Below are 26,005 nucleotides of genomic sequence, written 5' to 3'. Positions count from 1 at the left end.
CCCTACCCCGCCTGAGCCCCCGTCGAACCACGACTTGGGCGGCTCAAGAGCCCCTATGAGCCACCCAAGTCGTGGTTCGCGCGGGCTTCTCGCGGGTGGGGTCGGTAGGTTCTGGGGGTGCTGCGTGCCGCTGAGCTCGACGACCTGCCCGACGTCCAGCGCCTCTACGGCGTCCTGCACCCGGACGAACCCCCCGTCCCGGTGGACGAGGGGCGCCGGATCCTGCAGCGCACCATCGACACGCCCGGCACGGACATCCTGGTCCTCGAGGACGACGGTGCCGTCGTCGCGACCGCCTGCCTCGTCGTCGTGCCCAACCTCACGCGCGAAGGCCGGCCCTGGGCGGTCGTCGAGAACGTCGCCGTCGACGCCTCCGTGCAGCGGCGCGGCGTCGGTCGCCGGCTGATGGCCCAGGTGATGCAGCTCGCGTGGGACGCCGGCTGCTACAAGGTGATGCTCCAGACGTCGGCCACCGGCGCCGACGTGCACGCCTTCTACCGGGAGTGCGGTCTGACCTCGCAGACCAAGACCGCGTTCATGGCGTACGCACCGGGCCGCCCGCCCGTCGGCGCAGCCCGATGAGCGCCCCCGGCACCGCTCCCCGGTGGAACCACAACCTGCACTACCACCCGCTCGTGCTCGCGGCGGTCCCGTCGCACGCGCGCACCGCGCTCGACGTCGGCACGGGCGACGGGCTTCTCGCCGCCGACCTGCGCCGACGCGTCCCGCACGTCGTCGGCATCGACGTCGACGCGGACGTCCTGACCCGTGCCCAGGAGAACGACCCCCACGTCGCATGGGTGCGCGGTGACGTCATGGCAGCGCCGTTCGCGCCCGCGTCGTTCGACGTGGTCGCGTCGATCGCCACGCTGCACCACCTGCCCGACACCGCCGAGGGCCTGCGCCGGCTGGCCGACCTCACCGCTCCCGGCGGCACGCTCGTCGTCATCGGGCTGGCGCGCTCGACCGGGCCGCGGGACATCCCCTGGGAGGTGGCGGGCGTCGTGCAGCACCAGGTGCTGAGCCGCACCCGGAACTACTGGGAGCACACCGCCCCGACGTCGTGGCAGCGGCCCCACACGTACACCGAGGTGCGTGCGGCCGCGCGCGAGGTGCTGCCGGGCGTCCGGTGGCGCCGGCTGCCGCTGTGGCGGTACGCCCTGGTGTGGTCGCGGGGCGCCGAGCCCACCACGGACGAGGTCCAGGCGAAGCGTTTCGCTACCTGATGACCAGGGGTGGTGTATCGCTACATTCGCCCCAGCCGGGAGTGCCGCTGCGCGCGCTCACGGCGGACCACGTCCCTGGCACCGCTGCCGGGGCGCCCCGGCAGGGAGGAACCACCGTGAGACTCCGCAACCCGTCACGACACCTGAGGGCGGTGCTCGCAGCATCCGTCGCGGTGCTCGCGCTCGGCACCATCACCGCACCCGCGTCCGCGCTGCCCGGCGGTGCCGTGCCCGCCGCGGCCACCGCCGGCTGCGGCTCGTCCCCCCGGCTCACCACCGGCAACCACACCCTGACGAGCGGCGGGCAGTCCCGCCAGTACCGCCTCGACGTGCCCGCGGGCTACGACCCCAACAAGCAGTACCGCCTCGTCGTGGGCCTGCACTGGTGGCACGGCACGTCGCAGGACGTCGTGAACCAGAACTTCTACGGCCTGAAGCCGCTGGCGAACAACAGCACGATCTTCGTCGCACCCCAGGGCATCGACAACGCCTGGCCGAACACCAACGGGCGCGACGTGACGTTCATCGACGACCTGCTGCGCACCCTGGACGCCGCGCTGTGCATCGACACCACGCAGCGCTTCGCCACCGGGTTCAGCTACGGCGGCGGCATGAGCAACGCCCTGGCCTGCGCCCGGGCCGACGTGTTCCGCGCCGTGGCCGTCCTGAACGGCGCCCAGCTCTCCGGCTGCGCCGGGGGCACCGCACCCATCGCCTACCTCGGGTCCCACGGCATCGCCGACTCCGTCCTGAACATCTCCCAGGGACGCGCACTGCGTGACCGCGCACTGCGCAACAACGGCTGCACCGCCCAGAACGCCCCCGAGCCCGCCCAGGGCAGCGGCACCCACACCAAGACCACCTACACCTGCCGCGCAGGGTTCCCGGTCGTGTGGATCGCCAACGACAGCGACCACCAGTGGGACGCCCGCGACCGCAACCAGCAGCAGTCCCACGTGCCCGGGGAGATCTGGTCGTTCTTCTCCGCGCTGACGTCGACGAACCCGACACCCACACCGACGCCGACCCCCACACCGACGCCGACGCCGACTCCCACGCCGACTCCCACCCCCACGCCCACACCGACGCCGACCCCCACGCCGACCGGCCCGACCGGTACGCCGTCGCCGACGCCGACTCCCACCCCGTCCACCACCCCGACGCCGGCGGGCGCCTGCTCCGCGACGTACACGACGGTGAACGCGTGGCCCGGCGGCTACCAGGGTGAGGTCACGGTGCGTGCCGGTGGCAGCCCGACCACCGGCTGGAGCGTGGCCTGGTCGCTGAGCAGCGCGCGCGTCGACCAGCTGTGGAGCGGCGTGTACGCACCGACGGGTGACAACGCCGTCGTCCGCAACGCCGCCTGGAACGGCAACCTGCCGGCCGGCGGGACCACCACGTTCGGCTTCATCGGGAGCGGCGCGCCGCCGACGAGCCTGTCGCCGACCTGCACCGCCTGACCCGTCCGACCGCATGACCTGATCGACCGCCGGATCACGCCGGGCGCGGGACTCCTCCCCGCGCCCGGCGTGCGGCGTCCGGGCGTCAGGGCGTCAGGGCGTCAGGGCGTCAGTGCGTCAGGCGTCAGGGCGACGTGAGCGCGAGACCCAGGACGGCCGCCGCCACGCAGACGAGCAGCATCCCCAGGGCGTGCAGCACCGCGGCCGGCCCGCGGCCGCCGAGCAGCAGGCGCGCCCCCTCGACGCTCGCGGTGCTGAACGTCGAGTAGCCACCCAGGAACCCGATGCCGAGCACGGCGCGCAGCCCGTCGTGGCCGGGGTGCGCCAGCGCCCACCCGGTGAGCGCGCCCAGCAGCAGGCACGCGGTGGCGTTGACGACGACCGTGCCCAGCGGCACCGGTGCGCGGCAGCGGCGTGCGACCCACGTGTCGACGAGCAACCGGGACGCCGCGCCCAGCCCGCCCGCGAGCGCGAGGACGACGATCACGGCGCCTCCCCGACGGCGTCCGGGTCACCGGCACCGCCACCGGCCGCGCCGCCGGTCACGTCGCCGGTCACGCCGCCGGTCACGTCGCCGGCCTCGTCACGGGCCCCGTCACGGACCCCGCCGCCGGCCGGCTCGTCGTCCGCCGTCGGACGCAGCCGCTCGGCCACCCGCCCCGCGACGACGGTCCCGGCGACGGCCGCCGCGACCCCCAGCACGACGCTGACCAGCGCGTACGCGATGCCGGCGACGACGTGCCCGCCGGTGAGCAGCCCCTCGACCTCCAGCACGAACGTGCTGTACGTCGTGTACCCGCCGATCACCCCGGTGCCGAGCCCGAGCCGCACGGCCCGCCGACGTCCCACGTCGGGGCCCCGCTGCAGCGTCCCGAGCAGCGCCCCGAGCAGGAACGAGCCCGTGACGTTGATCCAGAACGTCGTCCACGGCCACGCACCGGGCACGGGCGGCCACGCCTGCTCGAGGAGCGCCCGCACCAGCACGCCGACGCTGCCGCCCGCGCCGACCAGCAGCGCCGCGGCGGGCAGGGGCAGGGCGGTCGGGACGTGCCGGGCGGCGGGCGGGGTCAGCCCTGCCACGGCGCCCGCGGGTCCTTCCAGTCGACGACGCTCAGCGGCACCGTCAGCACGGGCCGGTGCTGGTGGTACGCGAGGTGCAGCGCGATCGAGCCCTCCAGCAGCTCCCGCAGGCGCCCGGACCGGCTGCCGACGACGATCGCGGACGCGTCGACGGCCCGGGCCAGGTGCGTGAGCGCGCGGTCTGGCCGGCCGGCCAGGTAGTGCAGCCGCCACACGACGCCCTCGCCGCTGAGCTGCTCGGCCGCCTGCCCCCGCAGCTCCTCGCGGGTCGCGCGCCACGCGTCGTCGAGGCCGTCGGGGTCCAGCGACATGTGCGCGACGGAGCCGTCGGGTCGCTCCTGGACGACGTACCGGGCCGGGTCGACGTACGCGAGGTGCAGGTACGGTGCGCCGACCGCACGACCCCAGGCCGCGGCGGTGCGGGCCACGAGCGGGTCCTGACCGGGGACGACGCCGACGACGAGCGGGTGCCCGGCCGGGTCGACCATGCGCTCGAGCGCGGGCTGCGGCACTGCGCCGGTGTCCATGACCACCCTCCCGCGGGCGACGACCCGCCTGCGCGTCGCGGGACCCGGATCGGCCCCCCTGCCGCCGCGCCCCAGCGTACGCGCGGCCAATCCCGTGGCGTCACCGCCGCGCGCCACCTACCGTCGCGGTCATGAGCGAGGACCTGCACGGGCGGACGGCCGTCGTCACCGGGGTGAGCCGGCGCCGCGGCATCGGGTTCGCGATCGCGTCGCGCCTGGCGCGCGCGGGCGCGAGCCTCGTCGTCCAGCACTGGGCGCCGCACGACGCCGCCCAGCCGTGGGGCGCGGACGACGTCGACGCGCTGCTGGCCGAGCTCGAGGCCGAGCTGCAGCCGGGCGCACGGCTCGCCGCGACGTCCCTCGACCTGGCGGCGCCGACCGCGGGCGAGGAGCTCGTGGCGCGCGCCGGCGCCGCGCTGGGCCACCTCGACGTCCTCGTCTGCAACCACGCGCGCAGCGGCGGCGACGGCCCGCTCGCGGAGCAGAGCGCGGAGAGCCTCGACGCGCACTGGGCGGTCAACACCCGTTCGACGATCCTGGCGACCAAGGCCTTCGCTGCGCAGCACGACGGCCGGACCGGCGGCCGGGTCGTGTGGATGACGTCGGGCCAGGGGCACGGGCCGATGCGGGGCGAGATCGCGTACGCCACGTCGAAGGCGGCGCTGGCCGGCCTCACCGCGTCGGTCGCCGACGACCTCGTCGCGCGCGGCATCGTGCTCAACACCGTCAACCCGGGCCCGGTGAACACCGGGTACCTCGACGTCGACACCGCCGACCGCCCGCCCGAGGCGCTCGACGCCGTGCTCGCGCACTTCCCCGGCGGCCGGTTCGGTGAGCCCGACGACCCCGCGCGGCTCATCGCGTGGCTCGTCTCCGACGCCGGGCGGTGGGTCGTCGGGCAGGTCCTGTCCACCGAGGGCGGCTTCCGCCGCTGGTGAGGCGTGGCACCGCCACCCGGGTGGTGAGCGGGTGATCCTGGGCCGCAGGAGGGATCCCGTTGGCCGCCAGACCTGGACGCGCACCGGCCGGGGCCGGAGGGTGGGGTGGTGGCACCACCGTCGATGCTCACCGGCACGTCCGACGTCCTCGTGCGCACGACCGCCGTCCTGTTCACCGTCGGGGGGGTCGCTGCGGCACTGCTCGCCGCCGACGTCGTCCTCGTGGACGGCCCCCGCGGGGCTCCCCTGCTGGTGCTGGCGCTCGTGGCCGCGCTCACCGGGCCGGCCCTGCTGCTCGTCGGGCACCGCATCCGGCCGCGCGGCATCGCGCTGACCGTGCTCGCCGCGGCGGCCGTCCTGGGCGTCGGGACGACGCTCGCGCCGACCCTCACGCTCGCGCTCGCGTCCGCGTCGGTCTCGACGCTCGTCGGCATCGAGTCCGCCCTGTTCCTGCGCCGGCGGGACGCGTGGCTCGTCGTCGCGCTGGCCGGGGTGTGCCAGGTCGTGCCGCTGCTGGCCGTGCACGACGTCCCACCGCTGGTGTGCGCGGCGTACGCCGTGCTGTGGGGCGGCGTCGCGGGGGTCGTCGGGGTCCTCGCCCGGCACGCGGCGACGTCCGGGGTCGACGCGCTGACGGGGCTCACCGACCGGCGCGGCTGGGACGCCGCGCTCGGGCACGCCATCGACCGCCGTGAGCGCCGCGGGCAGCCGCTGTCGCTCGCACTCATCGACATCGACCACTTCAAGCGGATCAACGACGCGCAGGGCCACGCGGCCGGCGACGAGCTGCTGCGGGCGACCGCCGCCGCGTGGTGCGGGATCGACGTGCCGGGCATGGTGCTGGGCCGCCGCGGCGGCGACGAGTTCGCGGTGCTGCTGCCCGGCAGCACCGGGCCCGAGGCGCTGGCCATCGCGGAGCGGCTGTGCGCGAGCGCGCCGACACCCGCCTCCTGCGGGGTCGCGGAGCACGTGGAGGGCGAGACGGGCGCCGAGGTCCTGCGGCGCACGGACACCGCCCTGTACGCGGCGAAGGCCGCGGGGCGTGGGCGCACCGTGCTCTCGGAGCGGCGGCGGCTGTCCCTCGCCGACGACCTCGCCCGCAGCCTGGCCGCCGGTGACCTGCGCGTCGCGCTGCAGCCGATCGTCGAGCTGTCGTCCCGGCGCGTCGTCGGGGTGGAGGCGCTCGCCCGGTGGGACCACCCCCGCCGCGGACCCGTGCCGCCCACGGAGTTCGTCACCGCAGCCGAGGACGGGGGCCTCATCGACGAGCTCGGCGCCCAGGTCCTCGCGCTCGCGTGCGCCGACGCGCACACGCTGCAGACCGCCTGGGCCCGCCCTGTGCAGATGGGGATCAACGTGTCGGGACGCGAGCTCGTCGGGCAGGGCTACGCCGCGCGCGTCCTCGGCGCGTTGGAGTCGGCCCGCTGGCCGGCGACGCAGTTCGTCCTCGAGGTGACCGAGAGCGTCGTCGAGGCGTCCGGCCCGGCCGCCCTGCGCGCGTTGCGCGCGCTGCGCGATGGCGGTGTGCGGATCGCGATCGACGACTTCGGCACCGGCTTCTCCTCGTTGAGCCGCCTCGACGAGCTGCCCGCCGACTTCCTCAAGCTCGACCGCCAGTTCGTCTCGTCGCTCACGACGTCCGCACGCCGCAGCGTCATGGTCCGCGCACTGCTCGGCATGTGCGTCGAGCTCGACATGCTCGTCATCGCCGAGGGCGTCGAGACGCCCGAGCAGGCTCGGCTGCTCGAGGAGCTCGGCTGCCCGGCGGCGCAGGGGTACTGGTTCGCCCGCCCGCAGCCGGTCGCGGAGCTCGCCGCGCTGCCGTGGTGCGTGGTGGGCGGCGCCGCCGGTGGCGTCGGGCGGGTGACGCCGGGCGGGTGACACCCGGCGGTGCGGCCGCCCGGTAACGTCGCGCCGGTGACGACGGACGAGACCACGCAGGCCCGCCAGGACGCGCCCGGCATGGACACGGCCCGCTACCGCTTCACCTCCGACCGGGCGGACGTCGACCGGGCGACCGTGCACCGCTGGCTGTCCGAACGCTCCTACTGGGCGCGCGGCCGCGCCCGCGACGTCCAGGACGCCGCGGTCGACGCGTCCCTCTGCTTCGGTGTCCTCGAGCGGGCGTCGGGCCGGCAGGTCGCCTTCGCGCGCGTCGTCACCGACGGTGCGACGTTCGCGTGGCTGTGCGACGTCTTCGTCGACGAGACCGAGCGCGGCCACCGCATCGGCACCGCGCTCGTCGCCGGCGTCGTCGCGCACCTGGAGGGGCTCGGCCTGCCCCGCGTCGTGCTGGCCACCGCGGACGCGCACGGCCTGTACGAGCGGTTCGGTTTCGCCGCGACGGAGCCGGGCAAGTACATGGCGCTCCTGCTCGAGCCGCACGTCGGCACGACCGACGGCGACCGACGGGGTCGAGGCGTCGGGGACACCTGAGGTCCCCGACGCCTCACGCCGTCACGGGCTGCGAACCGGCAGGCCGGCTCACTCCGTCGTCGTCGCGTAGGCGCGGGACTGCATCGCCCACAGGTCGGCGTACCGTCCGCCCGCGGCGACCAGCTCGTCGTGCGTGCCCTGCTCGACGACGCGGCCGTGGTCGAGCACGACGATGCGGTCGGCGAGGCGGACGGTCGACATGCGGTGCGTGACGAACAGGGTGACGCCCCCGACCTGCGCGGCGACGTCGGCGGCGACCGCCCGGTAGGCGTCGACGAGGCGCTGCTCGGCCATGGCGTCGAGCGCGGAGGCGGGCTCGTCGAGCACCAGCAGCAGCGGGTCGGTGCGCATGAGCGTGCGCGCGAACCCGACGCCCTGCCACTGCCCGCCGGACAGGTCACGGCCCTCGGCGTACCCGGTGCCGACCACGCCGTCGTGCCCCACCTCCGCCGCGAGCGCGCCGACGCCCGCCCGGTCGGCCGCGGCGGTGACGGCGGCCGCGGAGTCGACGTCCGCGAGGCGGCCGACCCCGACGCTGTGCTGCAGCGACAGCTCGATGCGCGCCAGGTCCTGGAAGAGCGCCGCGGTGCGGGCGCGCCAGGCCCCGGGCTCGACGTCCGCGAGGTCGACGCCCTCGACGAGGACGCGCCCCGCCGTCGGCCGGTACAGGCCCGTCAGGAGCTTGAGGAGCGTGCTCTTGCCCGCCCCGTTCTCGCCGACGAGGGCGATGGAGGTCCCGGCGGGCAGGTGCAGGTCGACGTCGGTGAGGGCGTCGGCGGCCGCCCCGGGGTACCGGAACGTCACCCCCTCGAGCCGGATGCCGTCGCCCGTGCGGTCCGGGACGGCCGCCCCCGCGCGGGGCGCGACACCCGCGGCGACCTCGGCCTCGAACGCGAGGAACCGGCGCAGCCCCACCGCGGCGCGGTGCACCGACCCGAGCAGCGCGATGCCCGTCGCCATCTGCACGCTGAGCTGGGTGGCCAGCGTGACGGTCAGCACGACGTCCCCGGCGCTCGCGCGGCCCTGCCCGGCCAGCGCGAACACCCCGAGGACCGCGGCGATGTACCCGAGGCCGAACACCAGCTGCCCGACGGTGCGCAGCAGCGCGTACCGCACGTCGGCGCCCGTCATGGCGTCGTCGTACCGCTCCAGCAGCGCGCGCTGCCGCGCGAGCAGGAAGTCCGCGCCCCCGCTGAGGCGGATCTCCTTCTGCGACGCGGGGCTCGTCGCGAGCGTGCGCAGGTGGCGGATGCCGCGCGTCGTCGGGGACTGCGCCTCGCGCACCTGCTCGAGGTCCGTCTCGGCGCGTCGGCCCAGCAGCACCGGGACGACGGCGACGAGCGCGAGCAGCAGCAGCCAGGGCGAGACGGTGCTCAGGACCACCGCGGTGAGCAGCACCTGCACGGCCGTCGCCCCGAGCTGCAGGCCCGACTGCACGGTCGTGCGCACCTGCATGACGTCCTGCCGCAGCAGGTCGACGCGGTCCGCGAACGCGGGGTCGTCGGTGTGGTCGAGGTGGTCGGTGCCGTTGACGAGCCGGACGAGGTCGCGGTTGAAGCGCTCCTCGGTGAGCTCCGCGAGCGCGAAGTACGACAGGTGCGCGAAGTGGCCGAGCATGAGCTCGCCGGTCAGCGCGAGGCCGGCGACGGCGGCCCAGACGGCGGCCGTGGAGCCGGCGCCGTCGAGCACGGCGTCGACGAGCCGTCCCACCGCGACGGCCATGAGGGGCGTCGCGACGGACCCGGCGACGAGCAGCCCACCGCCGATCAGCAACCGGCGCCGGTCGAGGCGCCACGCGATCGCGAGGAGCCGGCCCAGGGCGAACAGGACCTCGTTCACGGGGCCACCTCCACGATGTCGCCGGTGCGCCCGGGCCCGCCCGGTACGGCCCCGTCCGCGAACCGCCGCGCCTGCACCTCGAACATCCGGGCGTACTCGCCGCCGTGCGCGACGAGCTCGTCGTGCGTGCCGGCCTCGGTGACCCGCCCGCCGTCCAGCACCACGATCCGGTCGGCCCGGCGCACGGTGGAGAACCTGTGGGAGATCACCAGGCTCGTGACGCCGCGCGTCAGGTCGAGGAACGTGTCGTAGAACTCCGCCTCGCCGCGCGCGTCGAGCTGCGCCGTGGGCTCGTCGAGCACCAGCACGCCGGCGCCGTGCCGCACGGCGAACAGCGACCGCGCGAGCGCGACGCGCTGCCACTGCCCGCCGGACAGGTCCCGGCCGCCCGGCACGGCCCGGGTCAGCGGGGTGTCGAGCCCGCCCGGCAGGCCGTCGAGCCAGTCCCCCAGGCCCACGCGCCGCAGCTCGGCGGCCACGCCGGCGTCGTCGTCGACGTGGGCGATCGCCCCCATCGCGACGTTCTCGCGCAGCGTGAGCTCGTACCGCAGGAAGTCCTGGAACGTGGCGGCGAACGTGCGCTGCCACTCCTCGGGGTCCAGCCCGCGCAGGTCGGTCCCGTCGACGCGGACGGTCCCCGAGTCCGGCGTGTACATGCCGGTGAGCACCTTGACGAGCGTCGTCTTGCCCGCGCCGTTGACGCCGACCAGCGCCGTCGACGTGCCGACGGGGAGGACGAGGTCGAGCCCGTCGAGCACCGGGCGGTCGGGGCGGTACCCGAACCGCACGTCCCGCAGGGCGATCTCCCGCTCCGGGCGGACGACCGGCCCGCCGCCCGCGGCGGGTGCGCCTGTGCGTCGGGCGGCGTCCTCGAGCTCGAGCATCGCCTCCCACGCACCGCGCCCGTAGACGAGCTTGACGTCCGACTCCGGGAAGATCACGCCGAACCGGCCGCACAGCGCGACGGCCTGCACCGCGATGCTCACGGCCGCCACGTCGGCACCCGACCGCGCGACCAGGAGCAGCGCGACCACCGACCCGACGGCCGCGACCAGCGCGTACGCGACGAACGGCGCGCCGTAGACCTGGCGCCGCCACCGCCACATCGGCTCCAGCACCGCGCGGTTCTCGGCCACGTACCGGTCCTCGAGCCACCCGACGAGGCCGAGCGTGCGGATCTCCTTGGCGGCGCGCGTCCCCGTCGCCAGCTCACGCACGTACGTCACGCGACGCCGCAGCGGACCGAACGCGCGGATCAGCAGACCCCAGCGGAAGAAGCCCTCGGTCTGCCCGAAGCGCGCGACGAGCGCCACGACGAGGGCCGCGGCCGCGGCACCGGGACCGACCACGACGGCGAGCAGCGCGACCGCGCCCACGAGCTGGGTGTACCGCGCCGTCAGCGCGAGCGCGCCCTCGAGCGCCGCGCCGGGGGTCAGCGTCCACTGCTCGAACGCCTCCTCGGCCTGCGCGAGGCGGTCCGCGACGTCGGGGCGCTCGAGGCCCGCGAGCGTCGCGCCGTGGAACGCGAACGACGTCAGCCGCTCGATGCACGCGGCGTCGACGCGCCGCTGCACCTTGCGCGACATCACGAGCTGGACGGGTGCGAGCAGCTGCTGCACGACGAACGCGACGAGCGCGACCGCGAGCCAGCCCGTCGCCGGCTCGCCGGCGACGACGCGGGCCAGCGCGAAGCCCGTCCCCGCCATGAACGCGACCGGCGCGGCACCCGCGACCAGGTGCACCACGACCGTGGCCGCCACCAGGCCGGGCCGGGCGTACGGCAGGAGGCGGCGCAGGTGCGCGGCGGCCTGGCGACGCTGCCGCCACCGGCGGCCCAGCCCGCGCAGGGTGGGCCGTACCGCGTCCGGTCCCGTGTCCGCCTCGATCGTCACCCGTGCACCCCTGCCTCGCCGCCGACGTCCCCCGCCGCACCGGCGAACCTAGGGCCGCGGGGGTCCGAGGACAACGCGAAACGGGCATCCCGCGCTCGATCGCGGCTCGATCCGGAGGCGGTGGAGACCGCGGCTGGTGCGTCGCTAGACCGTGCCCTGCGTGGCGCGGAGGGACTTCATCAGACCCGTGGCCGAGGCGCAGCTCATACGTTCCGGGGCGAACTGGTCCGTGGGCAGGAAGCGTGCCAGGGATTTCGTCAGGGTGGGTGACGAGCTGACGTAGCCCATGGTCCAGTCGGGAAAGTCGCGTTCCCCGATCTCGTGCATCGACATCAGGGTGACGTGCGTGTGCCGTTCGTCTGCGGCGATCCTGGCGAAGAGCGTGGTGAGCGCCTCCCGGCCTCCCTCGAGGCACTGGAGAAAGTAGTTCCGGTCGAACAGGAGAACTCCGCTCACGTGCGCTGAGCTGTTGTTTTTCCGGGCGTTCTCGAGGATCTTGAGGATTCCGACGTTGCCGGGGTCGACCGCCTCGCTGAAGTAGAGCATCTGTGCCAGCATCACGCCTCCGATGGTCTAGATGGGCCGTGCACGGCACCCTGCGGGCAGACCCAGCGTCCCACACGCAGCGGAAGGCCCACTCGGCCCATCGGGGCGTCTGATCGAGCGGGACCCCGCCGCGTCAGAACACGTGGATCGGCAGCGCGCGCTCCCGCCGCGTCAGGGCGGCGACGAACCGCGCCTGCCCGTGCCGCGCGACCGCGATCCGAACCAGCAGGTCACGCACGGGGTCGAAGGCCTCCGGGGGCAGCGCCGGGGTGTCCACGCCGACGCTCACCGCCAGGTCGTCGGCGTGCACGACGATCTCCAGCAGCCGGGTCAGCAGGAAGTCCTCGCGGCGCATCGCCCAGCCCGCCCACGGCACGGGCACGACGTCGCTCGCCGTGCCCGAGGTGACGGCGTCCCGCACGATCTCCCGGTGCTCGACCAGCCGGTCGCGGAGCGCCGCCGGGCCGGCGAGCGCGGCCTCCTCGTCGGGGGTGCGGTCGTTCACCGGGTCCTGTGGTGCGGCCGTCGGCCACGCCGAGCGCGCGTAGTGCTCGTCGGCATCGGCCAGCACGGGCAGGTCGCCGGGCTCGCGCGTGACGATCTGCGCCGCCCGCACCACCTGGTGGCCCAGGTGGACGGCCAGCGCGCCGACGCTCAGGCCCGCCAGCACGCTGGGACGGGACCAGCGGGCCGCGACCTCGGGGCGGTCGACGAGGGCGATGGCCACGTCGGCGGCCTGCAGGAACGCGTCGTCACGGGACGTCATGCGCAGAAGTCTGGCAGGAAGCCCCGATATGAAGGAAGGGCGCGCGGACGGCGCCGGTTAGCCTGACGCACGTGCTGGCGCGCGTGATAGAGACCGCCCTGCCCGAGCGCCTCGGCCGGCAGTTCCGGTGGCTGCTCGGGTCGTCGTGGTCGTCGAACCTCGGCGACGGCCTGGTGCTCGCGGCCGGTCCGCTGCTCGTCGCGTCGCGCACCGACGAGGCGTTCCTCGTCGCCCTCGCCGCCCTGCTGGGGTGGCTGCCGCCGCTGCTGTTCGGCCTGTGGGCCGGCGCGGTCACCGACCGGGTGGACCGGCGCCGGCTCGTCATGACGATGGACGCCGTGCGCGTCGCGGTGCTGGCGGTGCTGGCGACGTGCGTCGCCGTCGACGCCGCGCCGATCTGGCTCGTCCTGACCGCGCTGTTCCTGCTCGGGACCGCCGAGACGTTCGCCGACAACGTCTCGGGGACGCTCGTGCCGATGGTCGTGCACCGCGACGACCTGGCGATCGCGAACGCCCGCGCGCAGGCCGGGTTCATCGGCCTCAACCAGCTCGCCGGGCCGCCGCTGGGGGCGGCGCTGTTCGCGGCGGGCCAGTTCTCGCCGTTCGCGGCCGCGGCCGTCCTCATGGCGGCCGGGGTCGTGCTCGTGTCGCGGGTCGTCCTGCCCACCCACGTCCGGGCCGCGCACGAGCGCGGGACCGTCCGCGCCGACATCGCCGAGGGTGTGCGCTGGACGTGGCGGCACCCTGCCGTGCGCACGCTCGTCCTGACGATCCTCATCTTCAACGTGACGTTCGGGGCCGCCTGGTCGGTCCTCGTGCTGTACGCGCAGCAGCGCCTGGGCCTGGGCGACGTGGGGTTCGGCCTGGTGACGACGACGGTGGGGCTCGGCGGCCTGGTGGGTGTCGCCTGCTACGGGTGGCTCACCGCGCGCGTCAGCCTCGCGGCCCTGCTGCGCATCGGGCTCGTCGTCGAGACCCTCACGCACCTGGCGCTCGCCCTGACCACCAGCCCGTGGGTGGCGATGCCGGTGTTCTTCGTGTTCGGCGCGCACGCGTTCGTGTGGGGGACGACGTCGATCACGATCCGCCAGCGGGCGGTCCCGCTGGTCCTGCAGGGCCGCGTCAACAGCGTCAACCTCATCGGGGTGTTCGGCGGGCTGGTCGTCGGTGCCGCGATCGGCGGGGTGCTCGCGCAGCACTGGGGCGTGACGGCGCCGTTCTGGTTCGCGGCCGTGGGGTCGGCGGTGTTCGTCGTGCTGATCTGGCGGGAGCTGCGCCACGTCGCGCACACCGACGCGCAGGCGACGCCGGAGGGGGCGGCCGGTGCGACGCCGCAGCCCGGCGTCGACGCCTGACGCGCGTGTCGGAGGACTCTGGCAGGCTCGCGACCATGGACGACCCGGAGCCCCTCACCACCGAGCGCGGCGAGCCCCCGCACCGGACCGACGAGGCGGGGACGCTGCTGGGCTTCCTCGACTTCCACCGGCGCACGCTGCTGGTCAAGGTCGACGGGCTCGACGCGGACGCGCTGCGCCGCCCGCTGCCGCCGTCGACCATGACGCTCGGCGGGCTGATGAAGCACCTGGCGATGGTCGAGGACAACTGGTTCTCGGAGGTGTGGCTCGACGCGCGCGTCGAGCCGTGGGCGTCGGCCGACTGGGCCGCGGACCGCGACTGGGAGTGGACGAGCGCCGCCGACGACACGCCCGAGGAGCTGCGTGCGCTGTGGGACGCGGCGGTGGCGCGCTCGCAGCGGACCGTGGCGGTCGCGCTGGCGTCGGGCGGTCTCGACCAGGAGTCACGCCGTCGGCACCGCGGCACCGGGGAGCCCGTGTCGCTCCGCTGGATCCTGGTCCACATGATCGAGGAGTACGCGCGGCACAACGGTCACGCCGACCTGCTGCGGGAGGCGGTCGACGGCGCCACCGGGGAGTGAGTGCCGGCAGCTCGTGAGTGTCGGCAGCGCGTGAGTGTCGGCAGCGTGCGTGTCGGCGGGGCGCGGCAGGATGGCGTCGTGGCCGACGACCTGCCGGAGCTGCTGCTCCCCGACGCGAGCGCGTGGCGTGCGTGGCTCGCCGCGCACCACGCCCAGACGACCGGCGTGTGGCTCGTCCTGCACAAGAAGGGCGGCGACGTCACCGCGCTGACGTACGTCGAGGCGGTCGAGGAGGCGCTGTGCTTCGGGTGGATCGACGGGCAGGCGCGACGCCGCGACGAGGGCAGCACCTTCCAGCGCATGACGCCGCGGCGCGCCCGCAGCGCGTGGTCCGTCGTGAACGTCGACCGCGTCGCACGGCTCGAGGGCGAGGGCCGCATGCAGGACGCGGGACGTGCGCAGGTCCGCGCGGCCCAGGCGGACGGCCGGTGGGCCGCCGCGTACCCGGGCCCCGCGACGATCCAGGTCCCCGACGACCTGACGGCCGCGCTCGACGCGGTCCCCGCCGCGCGCGCCTGGTTCGACGTGCTCACGTCGGGCAACCGGTTCTCGATCCTGATCCGCATCGGCCAGGCCAAGCGCCCCGAGACGCGTGCACGCCTCATCGCGGCGTTCGTGGCCGACCTCGCCGAGGGGCGCACCGTCTCCCCGCAGAAGCGGCGCCCCGACGGTCTGTGACAAGCGTCCAGGAAATCCCCTGCGCGCCCGGTCTGTCCCGTATCGTTCCGGTTCATGGCAGTCCGGCTGCACTACAGCGCCACCCGATCGCTCGCCCTGAGCCCGGACGAGATCGCCGTCGCCCGCGGGCTGGTCGCCGCCCACAACGCAGCGTTCCCGTTCGAGGCGGAGCTGCTCACGCTCTCCCACCCCGGTGACGGTGCCCTGCACGGCACCACCACGCTGCCCGCGCAGGACCCGTTCGCCACCCTCCTCGGCCTGGCGCACTGGTGCCGCGCCCTGACCGAGGTGCGACGCGCCCTACCGGGCACGTCCTGGCAGGTCGGCGTCGACGGCGACCCCGTGCCGTGGGACGACGAGGTCGGGTTCGGGTGGCCCGAGCAGCGGGACCCGGCGCTGCTGGCGCTGCTGGAGCAGGGGCGCACGGTGTCCTGACGAGGCTCGGCGACATCGCTTCGTCGCGGGCGCCGTCGTCCCACCTCCTGCGGGAGCACGCGTGTACGATCGGACCTGCAGGACGCCCTCGGGCCTCCCGCATCGCCTTGGGCCCCGTACCTCACCGGTACGGGGCTCTCGTGCTCCTAGGGCTCCCAGCAGAGTTCGTGCGAGATGACCGGCGCCACATGCGACCAGATCGCGTCGTTGGCTGCCTGCGCACGGGCGTCGGGCTCTGTGTGAGTGCACCGACGTCGGTGCATGAACGTCACGAGGTCAGCCGCCTGAAGAAGACGAGAGTGGTTCGACGGCGCGAAGTGAATGGTGTCGATCAGTCGTCGAAGCACAGTGCTGCGGTATCCGGGCGTCCCGCCGGCGCGGAAATGGCGGAAGTTCGTGCGGTGCCGCTCGTGAGTGTGTACCTCATCAGCAAGGACGAGTGCGTGCGCTCCCGCCGACCCGGCGTAGTCGTTCACCCGCTCGAGCAGATGGCCGAGGACCACCTCATGGGGAGGGTGGGGATCGACGTATCGCTCTCGCTGTCGACGGACGTTCATTCCCCGGAGCACGACCCGGGCGCCGGACCCGCCGACCACCTCCATCGCCCTCTCGTAGACGTTGATGCGGACGCGCGTCGGGACGTTGCGCCACTCCTCCTTGCCCTGGAACAACGGGTTGCCGTGCATCTCTGTGGATGCTGCCAGGCCGAACCTCCCGCTGTAGTCGCGCATGATCGCATCGAGGCCGGTCTCTATGCGCGAGGCCGCCGCACCATCGACGACCACGGCGCCGAGATAGAACCGGTCGACGGTGTAGGACTCGTCCACATACGCCAGGAGAAGCGCGGACGGGTACACGTGCGCATCCGCATCCGCCATCGTCGGTTGTCCTCGCCCGGCCGATCGCGGCCTGTCGTGGTGATGGGCTATCTGTCGCCTGGTCGACCGTACCCCTGCTCGTGTGGCGACCGCGGCGATCATCAACAGACTCTGGCGACGCCGGTGCTGCCGCACGCCGTCGCGATCCCGTCCGACCTCACGCCAGCGCGGCACCCTCCAGCAGCGCGGGCAGCGCCAGCAGCGTCCACTGCGCGACGAGCGCGTCACGCTCTGCGGGGTCGTCGCCCAGCGGTGCGCCGACGCCGCCGGTGAGCTGCTGCTGACCCACGAGCCACTCCACGGCGTCGCGGACGACGCGCCGGGGCACCGCCGGCAGCCGGACCAGCCCGCGGACCAGGACGGCCAGCGCACCCAGGTCGTACTCCGCGACGGCGTCCGCCGCCGCCCTGACCAGCACCGACGTGGCGCCGGCGGCGACATCCGGGGCGACGTGCGGGGCGCGGCCGCGCCGCACCAGGTCGCCGGCGAGCGCGAGGGCGCGGACGCGACGCGCGGCCGGGTCGTCGGCGGCACCGTCGGCGCCGCCCCCGGGACGGAGATCGCCCCCGTCGCCCACCCCCGCGAGCGCGTCCACGTACCCCGTCCACCATCGCCCGCCGCGCGCGGCGGCGATGCGCTCGCGCACGGCGTCGAAGCTCGTGTCGGTGACGGGCACGTCGGCCAGGACGTCCTCGGCGGTCCCGAGCAGCTCGGCCAGCGGCCCGGGCAGCGGCCGGACCACGCACGTCCCCGCACGCGCGGGCGCCGGGCCGAGGCGTGCGGCGAGCTCCACGACGTGCAGGCCCACGTCCCCGGGGACGGCACCGAGCCGGTGCGCCACGTCGTCGCCCGCGAGGGCCGCGGCGAGCCGGGTCCGGGCGGCGGTCTCGTCGCCGAGCGCCGTCCGCGCCTGCACGGTCCAGGCTGCGGCGCGCAGGTCCGCGGCCGGGACGTGCGCGTCGAGCCAGTCGGCCGCGCAGCGCACCGCGGCGGGCACGTCGACGGCCGCGGCACCGGCGCCCGCGTCGGGCCGGGGGCCGCCGTGCCGGACCCACAGCGGCCGCGCGCCGGACACCGCGCCGGCGGGCGCCGGGGCGGGGTGGGCCGCCGGGGCGCAGCGGTGCAGCAGGTCCTCGAGGGCCGCGACGATCGTCGTGTGGTACGCCGTCGCCCACCGGGACCACGCGGGGTCGGCCTGCGTGAGCCGCGCGGGCACGACGCCCTGCGGCCCCTCGACGCGTCCGTCGGGCTCCTGCCAGGCGCGCAGCCACGCGCGGGCGTCGTCGTCCGCGGGCGTGGGCGCGGCACCGAGGCACGTCAGGCACATCAGCAGCTCCCCGACGAGGTCCGCGTCCTCGCGGGCCCGGGCGAGCGCGAGGCACGCCCGCAGCAGGTCGGCGGCGCGCGCGGCGTCCGTGCCGGCGGGCCACGTGACGTCACGGCACCCGAAGTCGCTCGCGTAGAACACGGCGTGCGTGACCGCGTAGGTGTCGGCGGTCGTCAGCTCCAGCACGTTCGGGTCGCACGCCAGCACGGTCAGCGGCAGGGCGACGTCCAGGCCGGGCGCGTCGTGCGGCAGGTCCGCGAGCTCGAGGGTGTGCAGCAGGTCCAGGTGCCGGTAGGGCACGCGCTCGAACGCCGTCGCGTACCGGCCGCGCACCGCGCGCTCCAGCACGTGCCGGAACGCGAGGTCCTCACGTCCGCACAGCCGCAGCGCGGCGTACGTCCCCGCGTACAGCAGCAGCGCACGACGGTCGCGCGCGGCGAGCTCGCGGTAGGACGGGCGGGCCGCGACGTCCGCGACGACGTCCAGGAGCCGGCGGTGGTCGGCGTCGAGCGGCGTCGGGTCGAGGCGGACGCGCAAGCCCACGAGCAGCGCGACCTCGACGAGCGCCTTGCGGGCGAACAGCTCGGTCGTCGGGTCCGCGAGCGCGGGGTCGAGGTGGTCCGCGTGCTGGGCGAGCCACGCGACGGCGCGGGCTCCCGTGCCCGCGGTGGTGCGCGGGGCTTCCTGCACCTGCGTCATGGGGTCCTCCGGTGAGGGTGCCGACGGTGTCGGCGCGCGGTGCTGCCCCGGGTCGACGGTGACCCGGGGCAGCGGGGTGTCGGACGCGTCGTCGCGTCCGCCCGAGGGGCCTCAGCCCCGGACGACGGGGTTGGTCACCACGTCCTGCGCGAAGTCCGCGACCACGAGGACGTACTTCTCCCACGCCAGGACGTAGCCGGCGACCTCGTCGAGCTTGCTGACCGAGTCCGTCAGCCGGGAGACCGGGATCTCGAGGTTCACGATCTCGCTGCTGCGCAGGAGATCCAGGGCCTTGCGGGCCTGCTCTGCGTTTGCCACTGCCATCACCTCCCCCCGTGCGTGGCGTTCGAGAAGGAGGTGCCGGGGTGGTGCCGGCAGATACGGCGCCGCGGGCGAAGCCGGGGGTGATCCGGGGTCGGGGGGTGATCCGGGGTCAGGGGGTGGTGGCGGCCACGAGCGCGTCGAGCACGGGCTGCTGGCCCAGGACGAGCAGCGGGCGCGCCCGGGGCAGCGCGAACCACACCGCGCGGTCCACCTCGGGGACGTCGATGCGCCGGCCGGAGCGCGGCGGCCACTCGACCTGAGCGGTGCTGGTGCCGGGACGCGTCGTCAGGTCCGGGGACGCGGGGTCGTCGGGCGACCCGACGAGCGCGGCGGGGACCTCGACGGCCAGCACGTGCACGACCTTGCCGGAGGTGTAGCGGAACGGCCCGAGGTCACGCACCGGCAGGTCCGGGGCCGGGACGCCGAGCTCCTCGGCGAACTCGCGCCGCGCGGCCGCCTCGACGTCCTCGCCCGGCTCGACGACCCCTTTGGGGATCGACCAGGCACGCTCGTCCTTGCGGGCCCAGAACGGCCCGCCCATGTGCGCGATCAGCACGTGGGCGTCCGCACCGCGACCGTGGTGCAGGAGGAGTGCGGCGCTGGTGACGGGCATGACGTCATCCTGCCGCGCGCGCGGGGCACGACGCGGGACGACGACGGTGCGGGCCGGGGGCCGAGCCCCGACCCGCACCGTCGTGGGCGTCAGCGTGCGTCCGTCGCGCGACGGCTGCCGCGCACGCGGAGCACGACCACGCCGATGCCGATGAGCGCCGTCGCGAGGATCGCCAGGCCGGTGACCTTGGCCCCCGTCGCAGCGAGGACTCCGCGCGGTGCCGCGTCCGTGGCGGCCAGGACCTCGGACCGCTCGGCCGGGACGGCGGACGTGGTCGCCCCGGTGCCGGCTGCGGGGGCCGGGGTGGCCGTGGGCGTCGCGACGCCGGCCGTGGGCGTCGCGACGACGGTGGCAGGGGTCGGCGTGGGCTCCGGCGTGGCATCCACCGGCAGCGCGCCGACGACCGGCGTCGGCGTGACGACCGGGTCGGGCGCCACGACCGGGTCGGGCGTCACCACCGGGTCGGGCGTCACGACCGGTTCCGGCGTCACGACCGGGTCCGGCGCCACGACCGGGTCGGGCGTCACGACCGGGTCCGGCGTCACCACCGGGTCCGGCGTCACCACCGGGTCCGGCGTCACCACCGGGTCCGGCGTCACGACCGGCTCCGGCGTCACCACCGGGTCCGGCGTCACGACCGGCTCCGGGGGCGCCGCCCACTCGAGGAGGACGCCTCCGGCGGCGACACCGACGGACGAGAACGTCGAGGCCGGCACCTGCTGCGCGGTGAGACCCGGCGCGAGGTAGCCGGAGCCGCCGCCCGCGCCGCCGATCTCACGGTTCGAGCTGACGAACGAGCCGCCACCCCCGCCGTACCAGCCCATGCCGCCGTCGGACGTCGCCGTCCACGCGGTGCCGACCTGGTAGTAGCCGGCCCAGCCGCCGACCCCGCGGCCACCGGGCCCGCCTGCGGGACCCTGCCCGGTACCCCCGCGGTAGACCGCGCGGCCGGTGTACACGCCGCCGCCCTGCGTCGGCGACGCACCGAAGCCCGCCCCGATGCCGGTGCCGTCCTGGCCGTGCAGGGTCTCGGCCGGGTTCGGGTGCCAGCCACCGCCGGCCCCGCCGTGGCCGGCCGAACCTGCGGAGCCGCCGCCGCCGGCGACGGCGAGCGGCGTCGCGCCCGGCCCCGTCCCCCGGTAGAGGCCAGCCAGCTCCCCGCCCTCGTGAGCCGCCGTCTGGTCGGACCTGCGGTTGGGGTAGTACGTCAGGACCTCCAACCAGGCCCCCCACTGCACGCGCGGCACCTGCGCGGTCAAGGACTCACCCGGCGTCACGGGGACGATCGTCCGCAGGGTGCCGCCCGGGCCGGGGATCTGGCCGCCACGCCACTCACCCTTGCTTCCGACGAGGTCGGCGGTGATCTGCGTGACGCCCTCGGGCACCACGAACGTCTGCGGCGCGGCGATGTCGCCGGAGAAGACGTACTGGCAGGTGCCCCCGTCGCAGGTCGCGCCTGCGACGGTGGCGGCAGCCGCGGTGGCGGTCGGGCCGGTCGCAGCCGCCGGCGCTGCGAGCGCCAGGGCGGACAGGGCGGCGGTCAGTGCGGTGGTGGCAGCAGCCAGGGCGCGCGACGTCGACGTCATCAAGGAGTCCTCGGGTTCGGTGGACCAGCGGGCGATCGGCCTCGCTGTACCGGGACAGGATGTCCGGTTCGTCCGCGTCCGAGGGGGTTGGCGGGGGTGGAACGTTCCGCCGTCACGTCGACGGGCGCACGAGCGCGCGTGTCGACGGGCGGGCGTCAGACCGCGAGCGCCGCGTCGACCTCGCGCAGGAACGCGGCGAGGTCCTCGGGGGTGCGCGACGTGACGAGCGTGAAGCCGCGCGCGTCGTCGGTGACGACCTCCGCGTCGACCCACGTCCCGCCGGCGTTGCGCACGTCCGTCGTCAGGGATGGGTACGACGTCAGCCGCTTGCCCTCGACGAGGCCGGCCTCGACCAGCAGCCAGGGGCCGTGGCAGATCGCCGCGACGGGCCGGCCCGACGACGCGAACGCCTGCACCAGCCGCACCGCCTCGTCCTGCAGGCGCAGGCTGTCGGCGTTGAGCGTGCCCCCCGGGATCAGGAGCAGGTGGTAGGCGTCGGGGTCGACCCCGCCGAGCGTCGTCGTCGGCAGCACGGTGCGGCCGGGGTCCTGGTCACCGACGAGCGTCTCGACCGGGGCGTCGTCGACCGCGGCGACGTCGACGGTCGCACCCGCGGCGCGCAGGTGCTCCACGGGGACGACGAGCTCGTCCTGCTCGACGCCGTAGTTGGTGACGACGGCCAGGACGCGGCGGCCGCGAAGGTCCGTTCCGGACATGGTGCCTCCTCGGGGTCGAAGGAGCCCGGGGTGGCCGGGCGCCCGCCACCGTAGACCGCAGGTGCGCCGACCCGCACCCGCACGGGCGCGTCGAAATCGCCGACCCTCGCGCGTCATGAGGGAAGACGGGCACAGTGGGTGCCCCGGGACCTGGAGGGTGACATGACGACCACGACGACACCGACCTACGCGCTGCTGCTGTGGGGCGACCCCGACGCGTGCGAGGACCTCGAGGCGGCGTTCGCCGAGCACGGGAAGTTCACCGAGGCGTGCGCCGCGAACGGGCACGAGATCGTCGGCGGCGAGGAGCTCTCCGGTGCCGCGACGGCGCGCCTGCTGCGCGTCACCGAGAACGGGCCGGAGGTCACGGACGGGCCGTACGCGGAGACGACCGAGCAGCTCGGGGGGTTCTACCTGATCCGCACGGCCGACCCCGACGGGCTGCTGCGGCTGGCCGCGCCGCTCGTCATGGACGACGGCGGGACGCTCGAGCTGCGGCCGGTGGCGGTGTACGACGCGGCTGCGCACACCGGTGCCGCATGAGGTACGTCGTCCTGATCTACGACGACGAGCGCGTCTGGGCCGGTCTCGACGAGGCCGGGCGCGCCCGGTACGACGTCGGGCACCGGGCGTTCTCGGACGCCGCGCAGGCCGCGGGCGTGCGCATCGAGGTCGGCGAGGCGCTGGCCGGCGTCGCGTCGGCTCGCACGGCCCGGCGCGTCGGCGACGACGTGGCGGTGACCGACGGGCCGTTCGCGGAGACCACCGAGCAGCTCGGCGGCCTGTACCTCGTCGACACCCCCGACGAGCAGACGCTCCTGAACCTCCTCCACCACCTCCCGGAGGCCACCCACGAGATCCGCGAGTGCGTCGAACCGTGACCCCCACCCGCCGACCGGAACACCACTCACGTCCTGACGTCCCAGACGGGGACCGGTGTTCCGGTCGGCGTAGTCGCCGCCCCGCGAGCGGAACACCTGTCACGTCATGACCGGTCGGACGGGGAGTGAGGTTCCGGTGGGCGGGGGTGGGGGGACCGACGACGCGGCCGTCGCGCTCGGGGCCGCGTGGCGGGCGCACTGGTCGCACGTCGTCGCGCTGCTGGTCGCGCAGTTCGCCAGCCCCGACCTCGCCGAGGACGCCGCGGGGGACGCCTTCGAGGCCGCCGCGCGCACCTGGCCGCGCGACGGCGTACCCACCAACCCGGGCGCGTGGCTGCTGACCGCCGCGCGCCGCCGCGTCCTGGACCGGCTGCGCGCGCAGTCGGTCCACCGACGCAAGGAGCCCCTCATGGTCGTCGACGACGAGATGCGTGCGCTGGCCGCCGCGACGCAGGACCCCGGCGCGCACGTCGCCGACGAGCAGCTGCGCCTGGTGCTGGCCTGCTGCCACCCGGCGCTCGCACCGGCGGACCGGGTGGCGATGACCCTGCGGTTCGTCGTGGGGCTGGGGACCGCGGACATCGCGCGGCTGCAGCTGGTCCAGCACACCGCCATGTCGGCGCGGCTGACGCGTGCCAAGCGGCGGCTCGCGACGACGGGCGTGCCGTTCGTCGTGCCGCCCGCCGTGCAGCTCGACGACCGGCTCGACGCCGTGACGACCGTGCTGTACCTGCTGTTCACGGCCGGGTACCAGCCCGCGGACGTGCCCGGCGGGCTGCGCGTCGACCTCGCCGACGAGGCGGTGCGGCTGACCCGCGAGCTCGACGGGCTGCTCGGTGGGTCGCCGCGCGTGCACGCGCTGCTCGCGCTGATGCTGCTGCAGCACTCGCGGCGCGACGCCCGGCTCGACGACGACGGGCGGCTCGTCCTGCTGCCCGACCAGGACCGCACCCGCTGGCACACCGACGACATCACGGAGGCGATGACCCTGCTCGGGGCTCTGCCGCCGCTCGACGGCCTCGCCGAGGACCACCGGCTGCAGGCCCTCGCCGCCGCCGAGCACGCGACGGCCCCGACCGCCGCGGACACCCGCTGGGACGTCGTCGCGCGCGTCTACGCCCTGCTGGAGGCGCGCACCGGGTCACCCGTCGTGCGGCTCGCGCGGGCCGTCGCCGTCGCCGAGGCCGTCGACGCCGAGGCGGGGCTGGCGCTGCTCGACGGCCTCGACGACGCCCTGCCGCACCACCACCGCCTGCCCGCCGTGCGCGGCGAGCTGCTGCTGCGGGCGGGCCGCGGCCCCGAGGCCGTCGCCGAGCTCGAGCGGGCCCTCGCCCTCGTCCCGGACACCGCGGAGCGCCACCACCTGGAGGCCCGCCTCGCCGAGGCGCGGGCGACGGCCACGGGCTGACGGCCACGGGCGAGGATCGCGCACCGACCCCGCGGTCAGCGCACGCGCGGCCCGCCCCGTGACCGGCGCTGCACGGCCAGGCGTGTGCGTGCCGACAGGCCGCGGATCCCGAGGACGTCCCGTGCGCGCGTGATCAGGTCCGCGACGTCGGTGGCGAGCGTCGGCAGGTCGGCCTCCGGGTCGACGTCGAGCGTGGTCACCAGGACGTGCCGGCCCCGCTCCAGGTCCACCACGGACCGAGCCCCGACCACGCCGGGCAGGCGCCGCGCCTGCTCGGCGAGGTGGCCGGCCAACGACCCACCGTCGAGGGTGAGCCGCCCCGACGCGTCCGACCCGGGCAGCGTCAGCGTGCCGACGCGCGGCGAGGCGAGGTGGGCCGCCAGCCACCACAGCGCGAGGGCGGCGAGGACGACGCCGGACGCGGTCGCGACGGCACCGAACCACCCGGCGCCCGTGACCTCGTCCGCGGCACGCGGGTCGAGCGCGTCGGGCGCTGCCGCCCACACGTCGCCCAGCGTGCCCGTCCACCACAGGACGGCGGCCACACCGACGACGAGCAGGACGAGGCCGACGACGAAGGCGGCCACGCGGTTCACCGACCGCACGCCGCGGGTCATCGCTCACCCGCCGGGGCCGGGTCGTCCGTGCGACTCCGCCGGGTCCGGACCACGACGCGAGGAGCATCCGTGAGCGCATCCAGTCGCGTGACGACGGCCACGTGGATCCTCCCGTCGACCTCCTCGCCACCGTCGGTCGTCGCGTGGACGGTCACGGCGCGCCTGCCCCAGGTGCTCTTGACGTCGAGGACGCCGTCGACCTGCGACGCCGCTCCCGACGCGAGCCGGGCCACGTCCTGACCCAGCAGGTACTGCCCGCCGCCCGCGGTCAGCGGGATCCCCGGCCGGCGGCGCCGCTGCAGCGCGACGACGACGAGGCGCAGACCCGCGAGCGCGAGCAGGGCGCCGACGAGGGCGACCTGCCAGGTGGGCTCGACCCGTCCGACCGCGTCGGCGGCCGTGAGCACCCACGGGTCGCCACCGAGCGCGCCGAGCGCGACGAGGCCGTCGTGCAGGAGCACCGCGGCGACGCCCAGGACGACGACCGCCAGCACGACGCCCACCCAACCGACGGGCCCGACGGGCCGCGGCTGCGCGTACGGGACGCCGTCCGAGGGCGCGCTCATCGCACACGCTCGACGGCCACGGGTGCCGGGTCGGTGACGGCGACCACGCGCACGTCGACGCGGTCGGTCCGCACGCCGGTGTACCGGGCCACGGCGTCCGCGACGGCAGCCCGCACCCGCTGGGCGGTGGCGGCGGCCGGTGCGGGCCAGGCGAGCGCCACGTCCACCTCGACCTGGGCGCGCGTGCCGTGGGTCCGTGCCGACGCCCGGGGCAGGTCGCGTCCCAGGAGGCCGGAGCTCGTCGCCACCGCGACGCCGGGCACTCGTGCGGCCGCGCTCAGGGCGACCTTCTGCACGACCCGGTCGCTGACGGTCAGCGTGCCGCGGACGTCCGCGCCGGCCGCGGGCGGTGCGTCGGTCTCCGCGTCGGTGTCGGCGTCGGCGTCAGTGTCGGGGTCGGCTCGGGTGTCAGCCACGGCGGCTGCCGCCCGTGAGCGCGGTCAGGTCGAACCTGCCTTCCGCGAGCGCGCCGACCGCCCAGCCGACCGCCCCCATCACGAGGGCGAGCAGGAAGCCGTTGAAACCGCCGATGATCGCCGCCAGGGCGAGCAGCAGCCCGGTCAGCAGACCGGCCAGGGACAGGGACATGGGGTGCTCCTCGGTTCGGGGTGGTCGGGCGGCCTGCGTCCGG

30 protein-coding genes are annotated in these 26,005 nt (G+C 75.6%); 13 read left to right on the top strand and 17 right to left on the bottom strand.

The window, feature by feature from the left end; genetic code table 11:
* Positions 1-117: 117 nt before the first annotated feature.
* From OKX07_RS01425 to OKX07_RS01415, 3 genes are all read left to right on the top strand, one after another.
* Positions 118-582, top strand: a complete 465-nt coding sequence (locus tag OKX07_RS01425) for a GNAT family N-acetyltransferase (RefSeq protein ID WP_265630083.1) — start codon at positions 118-120, stop codon at positions 580-582.
* A complete protein-coding gene (locus OKX07_RS01420; protein ID WP_265630082.1) occupies positions 579-1,226 on the top strand; it encodes a class I SAM-dependent methyltransferase in 648 nt (215 codons plus the stop codon). Before OKX07_RS01425 ends, OKX07_RS01420 begins: the two co-directional genes overlap by 4 nt.
* A 152-nt stretch (positions 1,227-1,378) precedes the next feature.
* Complete coding sequence (locus tag OKX07_RS01415) at positions 1,379-2,686, top strand: cellulose binding domain-containing protein (protein ID WP_265630081.1); 1,308 nt, start codon at positions 1,379-1,381, stop codon at positions 2,684-2,686.
* A 124-nt stretch (positions 2,687-2,810) separates the two neighbouring features.
* Here OKX07_RS01415 and OKX07_RS01410 read toward each other — a convergent pair whose 3' ends face one another.
* Genes OKX07_RS01410 through OKX07_RS01400 form a run of 3 tightly spaced genes read right to left on the bottom strand, consistent with a single transcriptional unit; the run spans position 2,811 to position 4,293 of the window.
* A complete protein-coding gene (locus tag OKX07_RS01410) occupies positions 2,811-3,173 on the bottom strand; it encodes a fluoride efflux transporter FluC (protein WP_265630080.1) in 363 nt (120 codons plus the stop codon).
* Positions 3,170-3,766 carry a CrcB family protein gene (locus OKX07_RS20365; RefSeq protein WP_322746812.1) on the bottom strand — a complete coding sequence of 199 codons (597 nt, stop codon included), beginning with the start codon at positions 3,764-3,766 and terminating at the stop codon, positions 3,170-3,172. Before OKX07_RS20365 ends, OKX07_RS01410 begins: the two co-directional genes overlap by 4 nt.
* Positions 3,754-4,293, bottom strand: a complete 540-nt coding sequence (locus OKX07_RS01400) for a universal stress protein (RefSeq protein ID WP_265630079.1) — start codon at positions 4,291-4,293, stop codon at positions 3,754-3,756. The genes OKX07_RS20365 and OKX07_RS01400 overlap by 13 nt, the downstream gene beginning before the upstream one ends.
* 131 nt (positions 4,294-4,424) lie before the next feature.
* Here OKX07_RS01400 and OKX07_RS01395 point away from each other — a divergent pair, with 131 nt between their 5' ends.
* From OKX07_RS01395 to OKX07_RS01385, 3 genes are all read left to right on the top strand, one after another.
* Positions 4,425-5,231 (top strand): SDR family oxidoreductase, encoded by an 807-nt coding sequence (locus OKX07_RS01395; protein ID WP_265630078.1) that lies wholly within the window; start codon positions 4,425-4,427, stop codon positions 5,229-5,231.
* Positions 5,232-5,339: 108 nt separating this feature from the next.
* A complete protein-coding gene (locus OKX07_RS01390; protein ID WP_265630077.1) occupies positions 5,340-7,112 on the top strand; it encodes a putative bifunctional diguanylate cyclase/phosphodiesterase in 1,773 nt (590 codons plus the stop codon).
* Positions 7,113-7,193: 81 nt separating this feature from the next.
* Positions 7,194-7,667 (top strand): GNAT family N-acetyltransferase, encoded by a 474-nt coding sequence (locus OKX07_RS01385; RefSeq protein ID WP_265631773.1) that lies wholly within the window; start codon positions 7,194-7,196, stop codon positions 7,665-7,667.
* A gap of 48 nt (positions 7,668-7,715) precedes the next feature.
* Here OKX07_RS01385 and OKX07_RS01380 read toward each other — a convergent pair whose 3' ends face one another.
* The 4 genes from OKX07_RS01380 to OKX07_RS01365 all read right to left on the bottom strand — a co-directional run bounded on the left by OKX07_RS01380 (position 7,716) and on the right by OKX07_RS01365 (position 12,710).
* A complete protein-coding gene (locus tag OKX07_RS01380) occupies positions 7,716-9,506 on the bottom strand; it encodes an ABC transporter ATP-binding protein (protein WP_265630076.1) in 1,791 nt (596 codons plus the stop codon).
* Positions 9,503-11,398, bottom strand: coding sequence for an ABC transporter ATP-binding protein (locus tag OKX07_RS01375; protein ID WP_265630075.1), 1,896 nt, complete (start codon positions 11,396-11,398; stop codon positions 9,503-9,505). The genes OKX07_RS01380 and OKX07_RS01375 overlap by 4 nt, the downstream gene beginning before the upstream one ends.
* A 144-nt stretch (positions 11,399-11,542) precedes the next feature.
* Positions 11,543-11,956, bottom strand: a complete 414-nt coding sequence (locus OKX07_RS01370; RefSeq protein ID WP_265631772.1) for a BLUF domain-containing protein — start codon at positions 11,954-11,956, stop codon at positions 11,543-11,545.
* A gap of 121 nt (positions 11,957-12,077) precedes the next feature.
* Entirely contained in the window at positions 12,078-12,710 is a 633-nt protein-coding gene (locus tag OKX07_RS01365) for a maleylpyruvate isomerase N-terminal domain-containing protein (RefSeq protein WP_265630073.1), read from the bottom strand.
* A gap of 74 nt (positions 12,711-12,784) precedes the next feature.
* Here OKX07_RS01365 and OKX07_RS01360 point away from each other — a divergent pair, with 74 nt between their 5' ends.
* The 4 genes from OKX07_RS01360 (at position 12,785) to OKX07_RS01345 (ending at position 15,759) form a co-directional block, all read left to right on the top strand.
* Positions 12,785-14,065 (top strand): MFS transporter, encoded by a 1,281-nt coding sequence (locus tag OKX07_RS01360; protein WP_265631771.1) that lies wholly within the window; start codon positions 12,785-12,787, stop codon positions 14,063-14,065.
* Positions 14,066-14,100: 35 nt separating this feature from the next.
* The gene (locus OKX07_RS01355; RefSeq protein ID WP_265630072.1) at positions 14,101-14,646 is read left to right on the top strand and encodes a DinB family protein; all 546 of its coding nucleotides are present in this window, start codon (positions 14,101-14,103) and stop codon (positions 14,644-14,646) included.
* Between the two features lie 78 nt (positions 14,647-14,724).
* Positions 14,725-15,324 (top strand): YdeI/OmpD-associated family protein, encoded by a 600-nt coding sequence (locus OKX07_RS01350; RefSeq protein WP_265630071.1) that lies wholly within the window; start codon positions 14,725-14,727, stop codon positions 15,322-15,324.
* Between the two features lie 54 nt (positions 15,325-15,378).
* A complete protein-coding gene (locus OKX07_RS01345) occupies positions 15,379-15,759 on the top strand; it encodes a hypothetical protein (RefSeq protein WP_265630070.1) in 381 nt (126 codons plus the stop codon).
* 146 nt (positions 15,760-15,905) lie between these two features.
* Here the strand turns inward: OKX07_RS01345 and OKX07_RS01340 are convergent, their stop codons facing one another.
* The 6 genes from OKX07_RS01340 to OKX07_RS01315 all read right to left on the bottom strand — a co-directional run bounded on the left by OKX07_RS01340 (position 15,906) and on the right by OKX07_RS01315 (position 21,902).
* Positions 15,906-16,616, bottom strand: a complete 711-nt coding sequence (locus tag OKX07_RS01340; RefSeq protein WP_265630069.1) for a DUF3800 domain-containing protein — start codon at positions 16,614-16,616, stop codon at positions 15,906-15,908.
* 178 nt (positions 16,617-16,794) lie between these two features.
* Positions 16,795-18,663 (bottom strand): DUF6895 family protein, encoded by a 1,869-nt coding sequence (locus OKX07_RS01335; RefSeq protein WP_265630068.1) that lies wholly within the window; start codon positions 18,661-18,663, stop codon positions 16,795-16,797.
* 111 nt (positions 18,664-18,774) lie between these two features.
* Entirely contained in the window at positions 18,775-18,981 is a 207-nt protein-coding gene (locus OKX07_RS01330; protein WP_265630067.1) for a hypothetical protein, read from the bottom strand.
* Positions 18,982-19,096: 115 nt separating this feature from the next.
* A complete protein-coding gene (locus OKX07_RS01325; protein ID WP_265630066.1) occupies positions 19,097-19,600 on the bottom strand; it encodes an NUDIX domain-containing protein in 504 nt (167 codons plus the stop codon).
* Between the two features lie 89 nt (positions 19,601-19,689).
* A complete protein-coding gene (locus OKX07_RS01320; RefSeq protein WP_265630065.1) occupies positions 19,690-21,186 on the bottom strand; it encodes a hypothetical protein in 1,497 nt (498 codons plus the stop codon).
* A 155-nt stretch (positions 21,187-21,341) separates the two neighbouring features.
* Positions 21,342-21,902, bottom strand: a complete 561-nt coding sequence (locus OKX07_RS01315) for a type 1 glutamine amidotransferase domain-containing protein (RefSeq protein WP_265630064.1) — start codon at positions 21,900-21,902, stop codon at positions 21,342-21,344.
* Positions 21,903-22,064: 162 nt separating this feature from the next.
* Between OKX07_RS01315 and OKX07_RS01310 the strand changes: the two genes are divergently transcribed.
* The 3 genes from OKX07_RS01310 (at position 22,065) to OKX07_RS01300 (ending at position 24,191) form a co-directional block, all read left to right on the top strand.
* Positions 22,065-22,445 (top strand): YciI family protein, encoded by a 381-nt coding sequence (locus OKX07_RS01310; RefSeq protein ID WP_265630063.1) that lies wholly within the window; start codon positions 22,065-22,067, stop codon positions 22,443-22,445.
* Entirely contained in the window at positions 22,442-22,783 is a 342-nt protein-coding gene (locus OKX07_RS01305; protein ID WP_265630062.1) for a YciI family protein, read from the top strand. Before OKX07_RS01310 ends, OKX07_RS01305 begins: the two co-directional genes overlap by 4 nt.
* 136 nt (positions 22,784-22,919) lie before the next feature.
* A complete protein-coding gene (locus tag OKX07_RS01300) occupies positions 22,920-24,191 on the top strand; it encodes an RNA polymerase sigma factor (RefSeq protein ID WP_265630061.1) in 1,272 nt (423 codons plus the stop codon).
* A gap of 35 nt (positions 24,192-24,226) precedes the next feature.
* Here OKX07_RS01300 and OKX07_RS01295 read toward each other — a convergent pair whose 3' ends face one another.
* From OKX07_RS01295 to OKX07_RS01280, 4 genes are read right to left on the bottom strand one after another with little or no spacing between them, the layout of a single operon-like run.
* The gene (locus OKX07_RS01295) at positions 24,227-24,808 is read right to left on the bottom strand and encodes a hypothetical protein (protein WP_265630060.1); all 582 of its coding nucleotides are present in this window, start codon (positions 24,806-24,808) and stop codon (positions 24,227-24,229) included.
* Complete coding sequence (locus OKX07_RS01290) at positions 24,805-25,374, bottom strand: DUF6286 domain-containing protein (protein WP_265630059.1); 570 nt, start codon at positions 25,372-25,374, stop codon at positions 24,805-24,807. The genes OKX07_RS01295 and OKX07_RS01290 overlap by 4 nt, the downstream gene beginning before the upstream one ends.
* The gene (locus tag OKX07_RS01285; RefSeq protein WP_265630058.1) at positions 25,371-25,790 is read right to left on the bottom strand and encodes an Asp23/Gls24 family envelope stress response protein; all 420 of its coding nucleotides are present in this window, start codon (positions 25,788-25,790) and stop codon (positions 25,371-25,373) included. Before OKX07_RS01285 ends, OKX07_RS01290 begins: the two co-directional genes overlap by 4 nt.
* On the bottom strand, positions 25,783-25,962 hold the full coding sequence (locus OKX07_RS01280) for a DUF2273 domain-containing protein (protein ID WP_265630057.1): 180 nt from the start codon (positions 25,960-25,962) through the stop codon (positions 25,783-25,785). The genes OKX07_RS01285 and OKX07_RS01280 overlap by 8 nt, the downstream gene beginning before the upstream one ends.
* Positions 25,963-26,005 lie beyond the last annotated feature (43 nt).

It is taken from the genome of Cellulomonas sp. S1-8, assembly GCF_026184235.1.
In the GTDB taxonomy this organism is placed as follows: domain Bacteria; phylum Actinomycetota; class Actinomycetes; order Actinomycetales; family Cellulomonadaceae; genus Cellulomonas.
Note: the sequence above shows the minus strand (reverse complement) of the source record. Positions and strands in the feature narration are given on the sequence as shown.

Excerpts from the sequence above, each read along its gene's own strand:
- OKX07_RS01420 (WP_265630082.1), top strand. The coding sequence starts at position 579 with ATGAGCGCCCCCGGCACCGCTCCCCGGTGGAACCACAACCTGCACTAC.
- OKX07_RS01400 (WP_265630079.1), bottom strand. The coding sequence starts at position 4,293 with ATGGACACCGGCGCAGTGCCGCAGCCCGCGCTCGAGCGCATGGTCGAC.
- OKX07_RS01395 (WP_265630078.1), top strand. The coding sequence starts at position 4,425 with ATGAGCGAGGACCTGCACGGGCGGACGGCCGTCGTCACCGGGGTGAGC.
- OKX07_RS01385 (WP_265631773.1), top strand. The coding sequence starts at position 7,194 with ATGGACACGGCCCGCTACCGCTTCACCTCCGACCGGGCGGACGTCGAC.
- OKX07_RS01370 (WP_265631772.1), bottom strand. The coding sequence starts at position 11,956 with ATGCTGGCACAGATGCTCTACTTCAGCGAGGCGGTCGACCCCGGCAAC.
- OKX07_RS01365 (WP_265630073.1), bottom strand. The coding sequence starts at position 12,710 with ATGACGTCCCGTGACGACGCGTTCCTGCAGGCCGCCGACGTGGCCATC.
- OKX07_RS01355 (WP_265630072.1), top strand. The coding sequence starts at position 14,101 with ATGGACGACCCGGAGCCCCTCACCACCGAGCGCGGCGAGCCCCCGCAC.
- OKX07_RS01345 (WP_265630070.1), top strand. The coding sequence starts at position 15,379 with ATGGCAGTCCGGCTGCACTACAGCGCCACCCGATCGCTCGCCCTGAGC.
- OKX07_RS01335 (WP_265630068.1), bottom strand. The coding sequence starts at position 18,663 with ATGACGCAGGTGCAGGAAGCCCCGCGCACCACCGCGGGCACGGGAGCC.
- OKX07_RS01325 (WP_265630066.1), bottom strand. The coding sequence starts at position 19,600 with ATGCCCGTCACCAGCGCCGCACTCCTCCTGCACCACGGTCGCGGTGCG.
- OKX07_RS01320 (WP_265630065.1), bottom strand. The coding sequence starts at position 21,186 with ATGACGTCGACGTCGCGCGCCCTGGCTGCTGCCACCACCGCACTGACC.
- OKX07_RS01315 (WP_265630064.1), bottom strand. The coding sequence starts at position 21,902 with ATGTCCGGAACGGACCTTCGCGGCCGCCGCGTCCTGGCCGTCGTCACC.
- OKX07_RS01310 (WP_265630063.1), top strand. The coding sequence starts at position 22,065 with ATGACGACCACGACGACACCGACCTACGCGCTGCTGCTGTGGGGCGAC.
- OKX07_RS01305 (WP_265630062.1), top strand. The coding sequence starts at position 22,442 with ATGAGGTACGTCGTCCTGATCTACGACGACGAGCGCGTCTGGGCCGGT.
- OKX07_RS01295 (WP_265630060.1), bottom strand. The coding sequence starts at position 24,808 with ATGACCCGCGGCGTGCGGTCGGTGAACCGCGTGGCCGCCTTCGTCGTC.
- OKX07_RS01290 (WP_265630059.1), bottom strand. The coding sequence starts at position 25,374 with ATGAGCGCGCCCTCGGACGGCGTCCCGTACGCGCAGCCGCGGCCCGTC.
- OKX07_RS01280 (WP_265630057.1), bottom strand. The coding sequence starts at position 25,962 with ATGTCCCTGTCCCTGGCCGGTCTGCTGACCGGGCTGCTGCTCGCCCTG.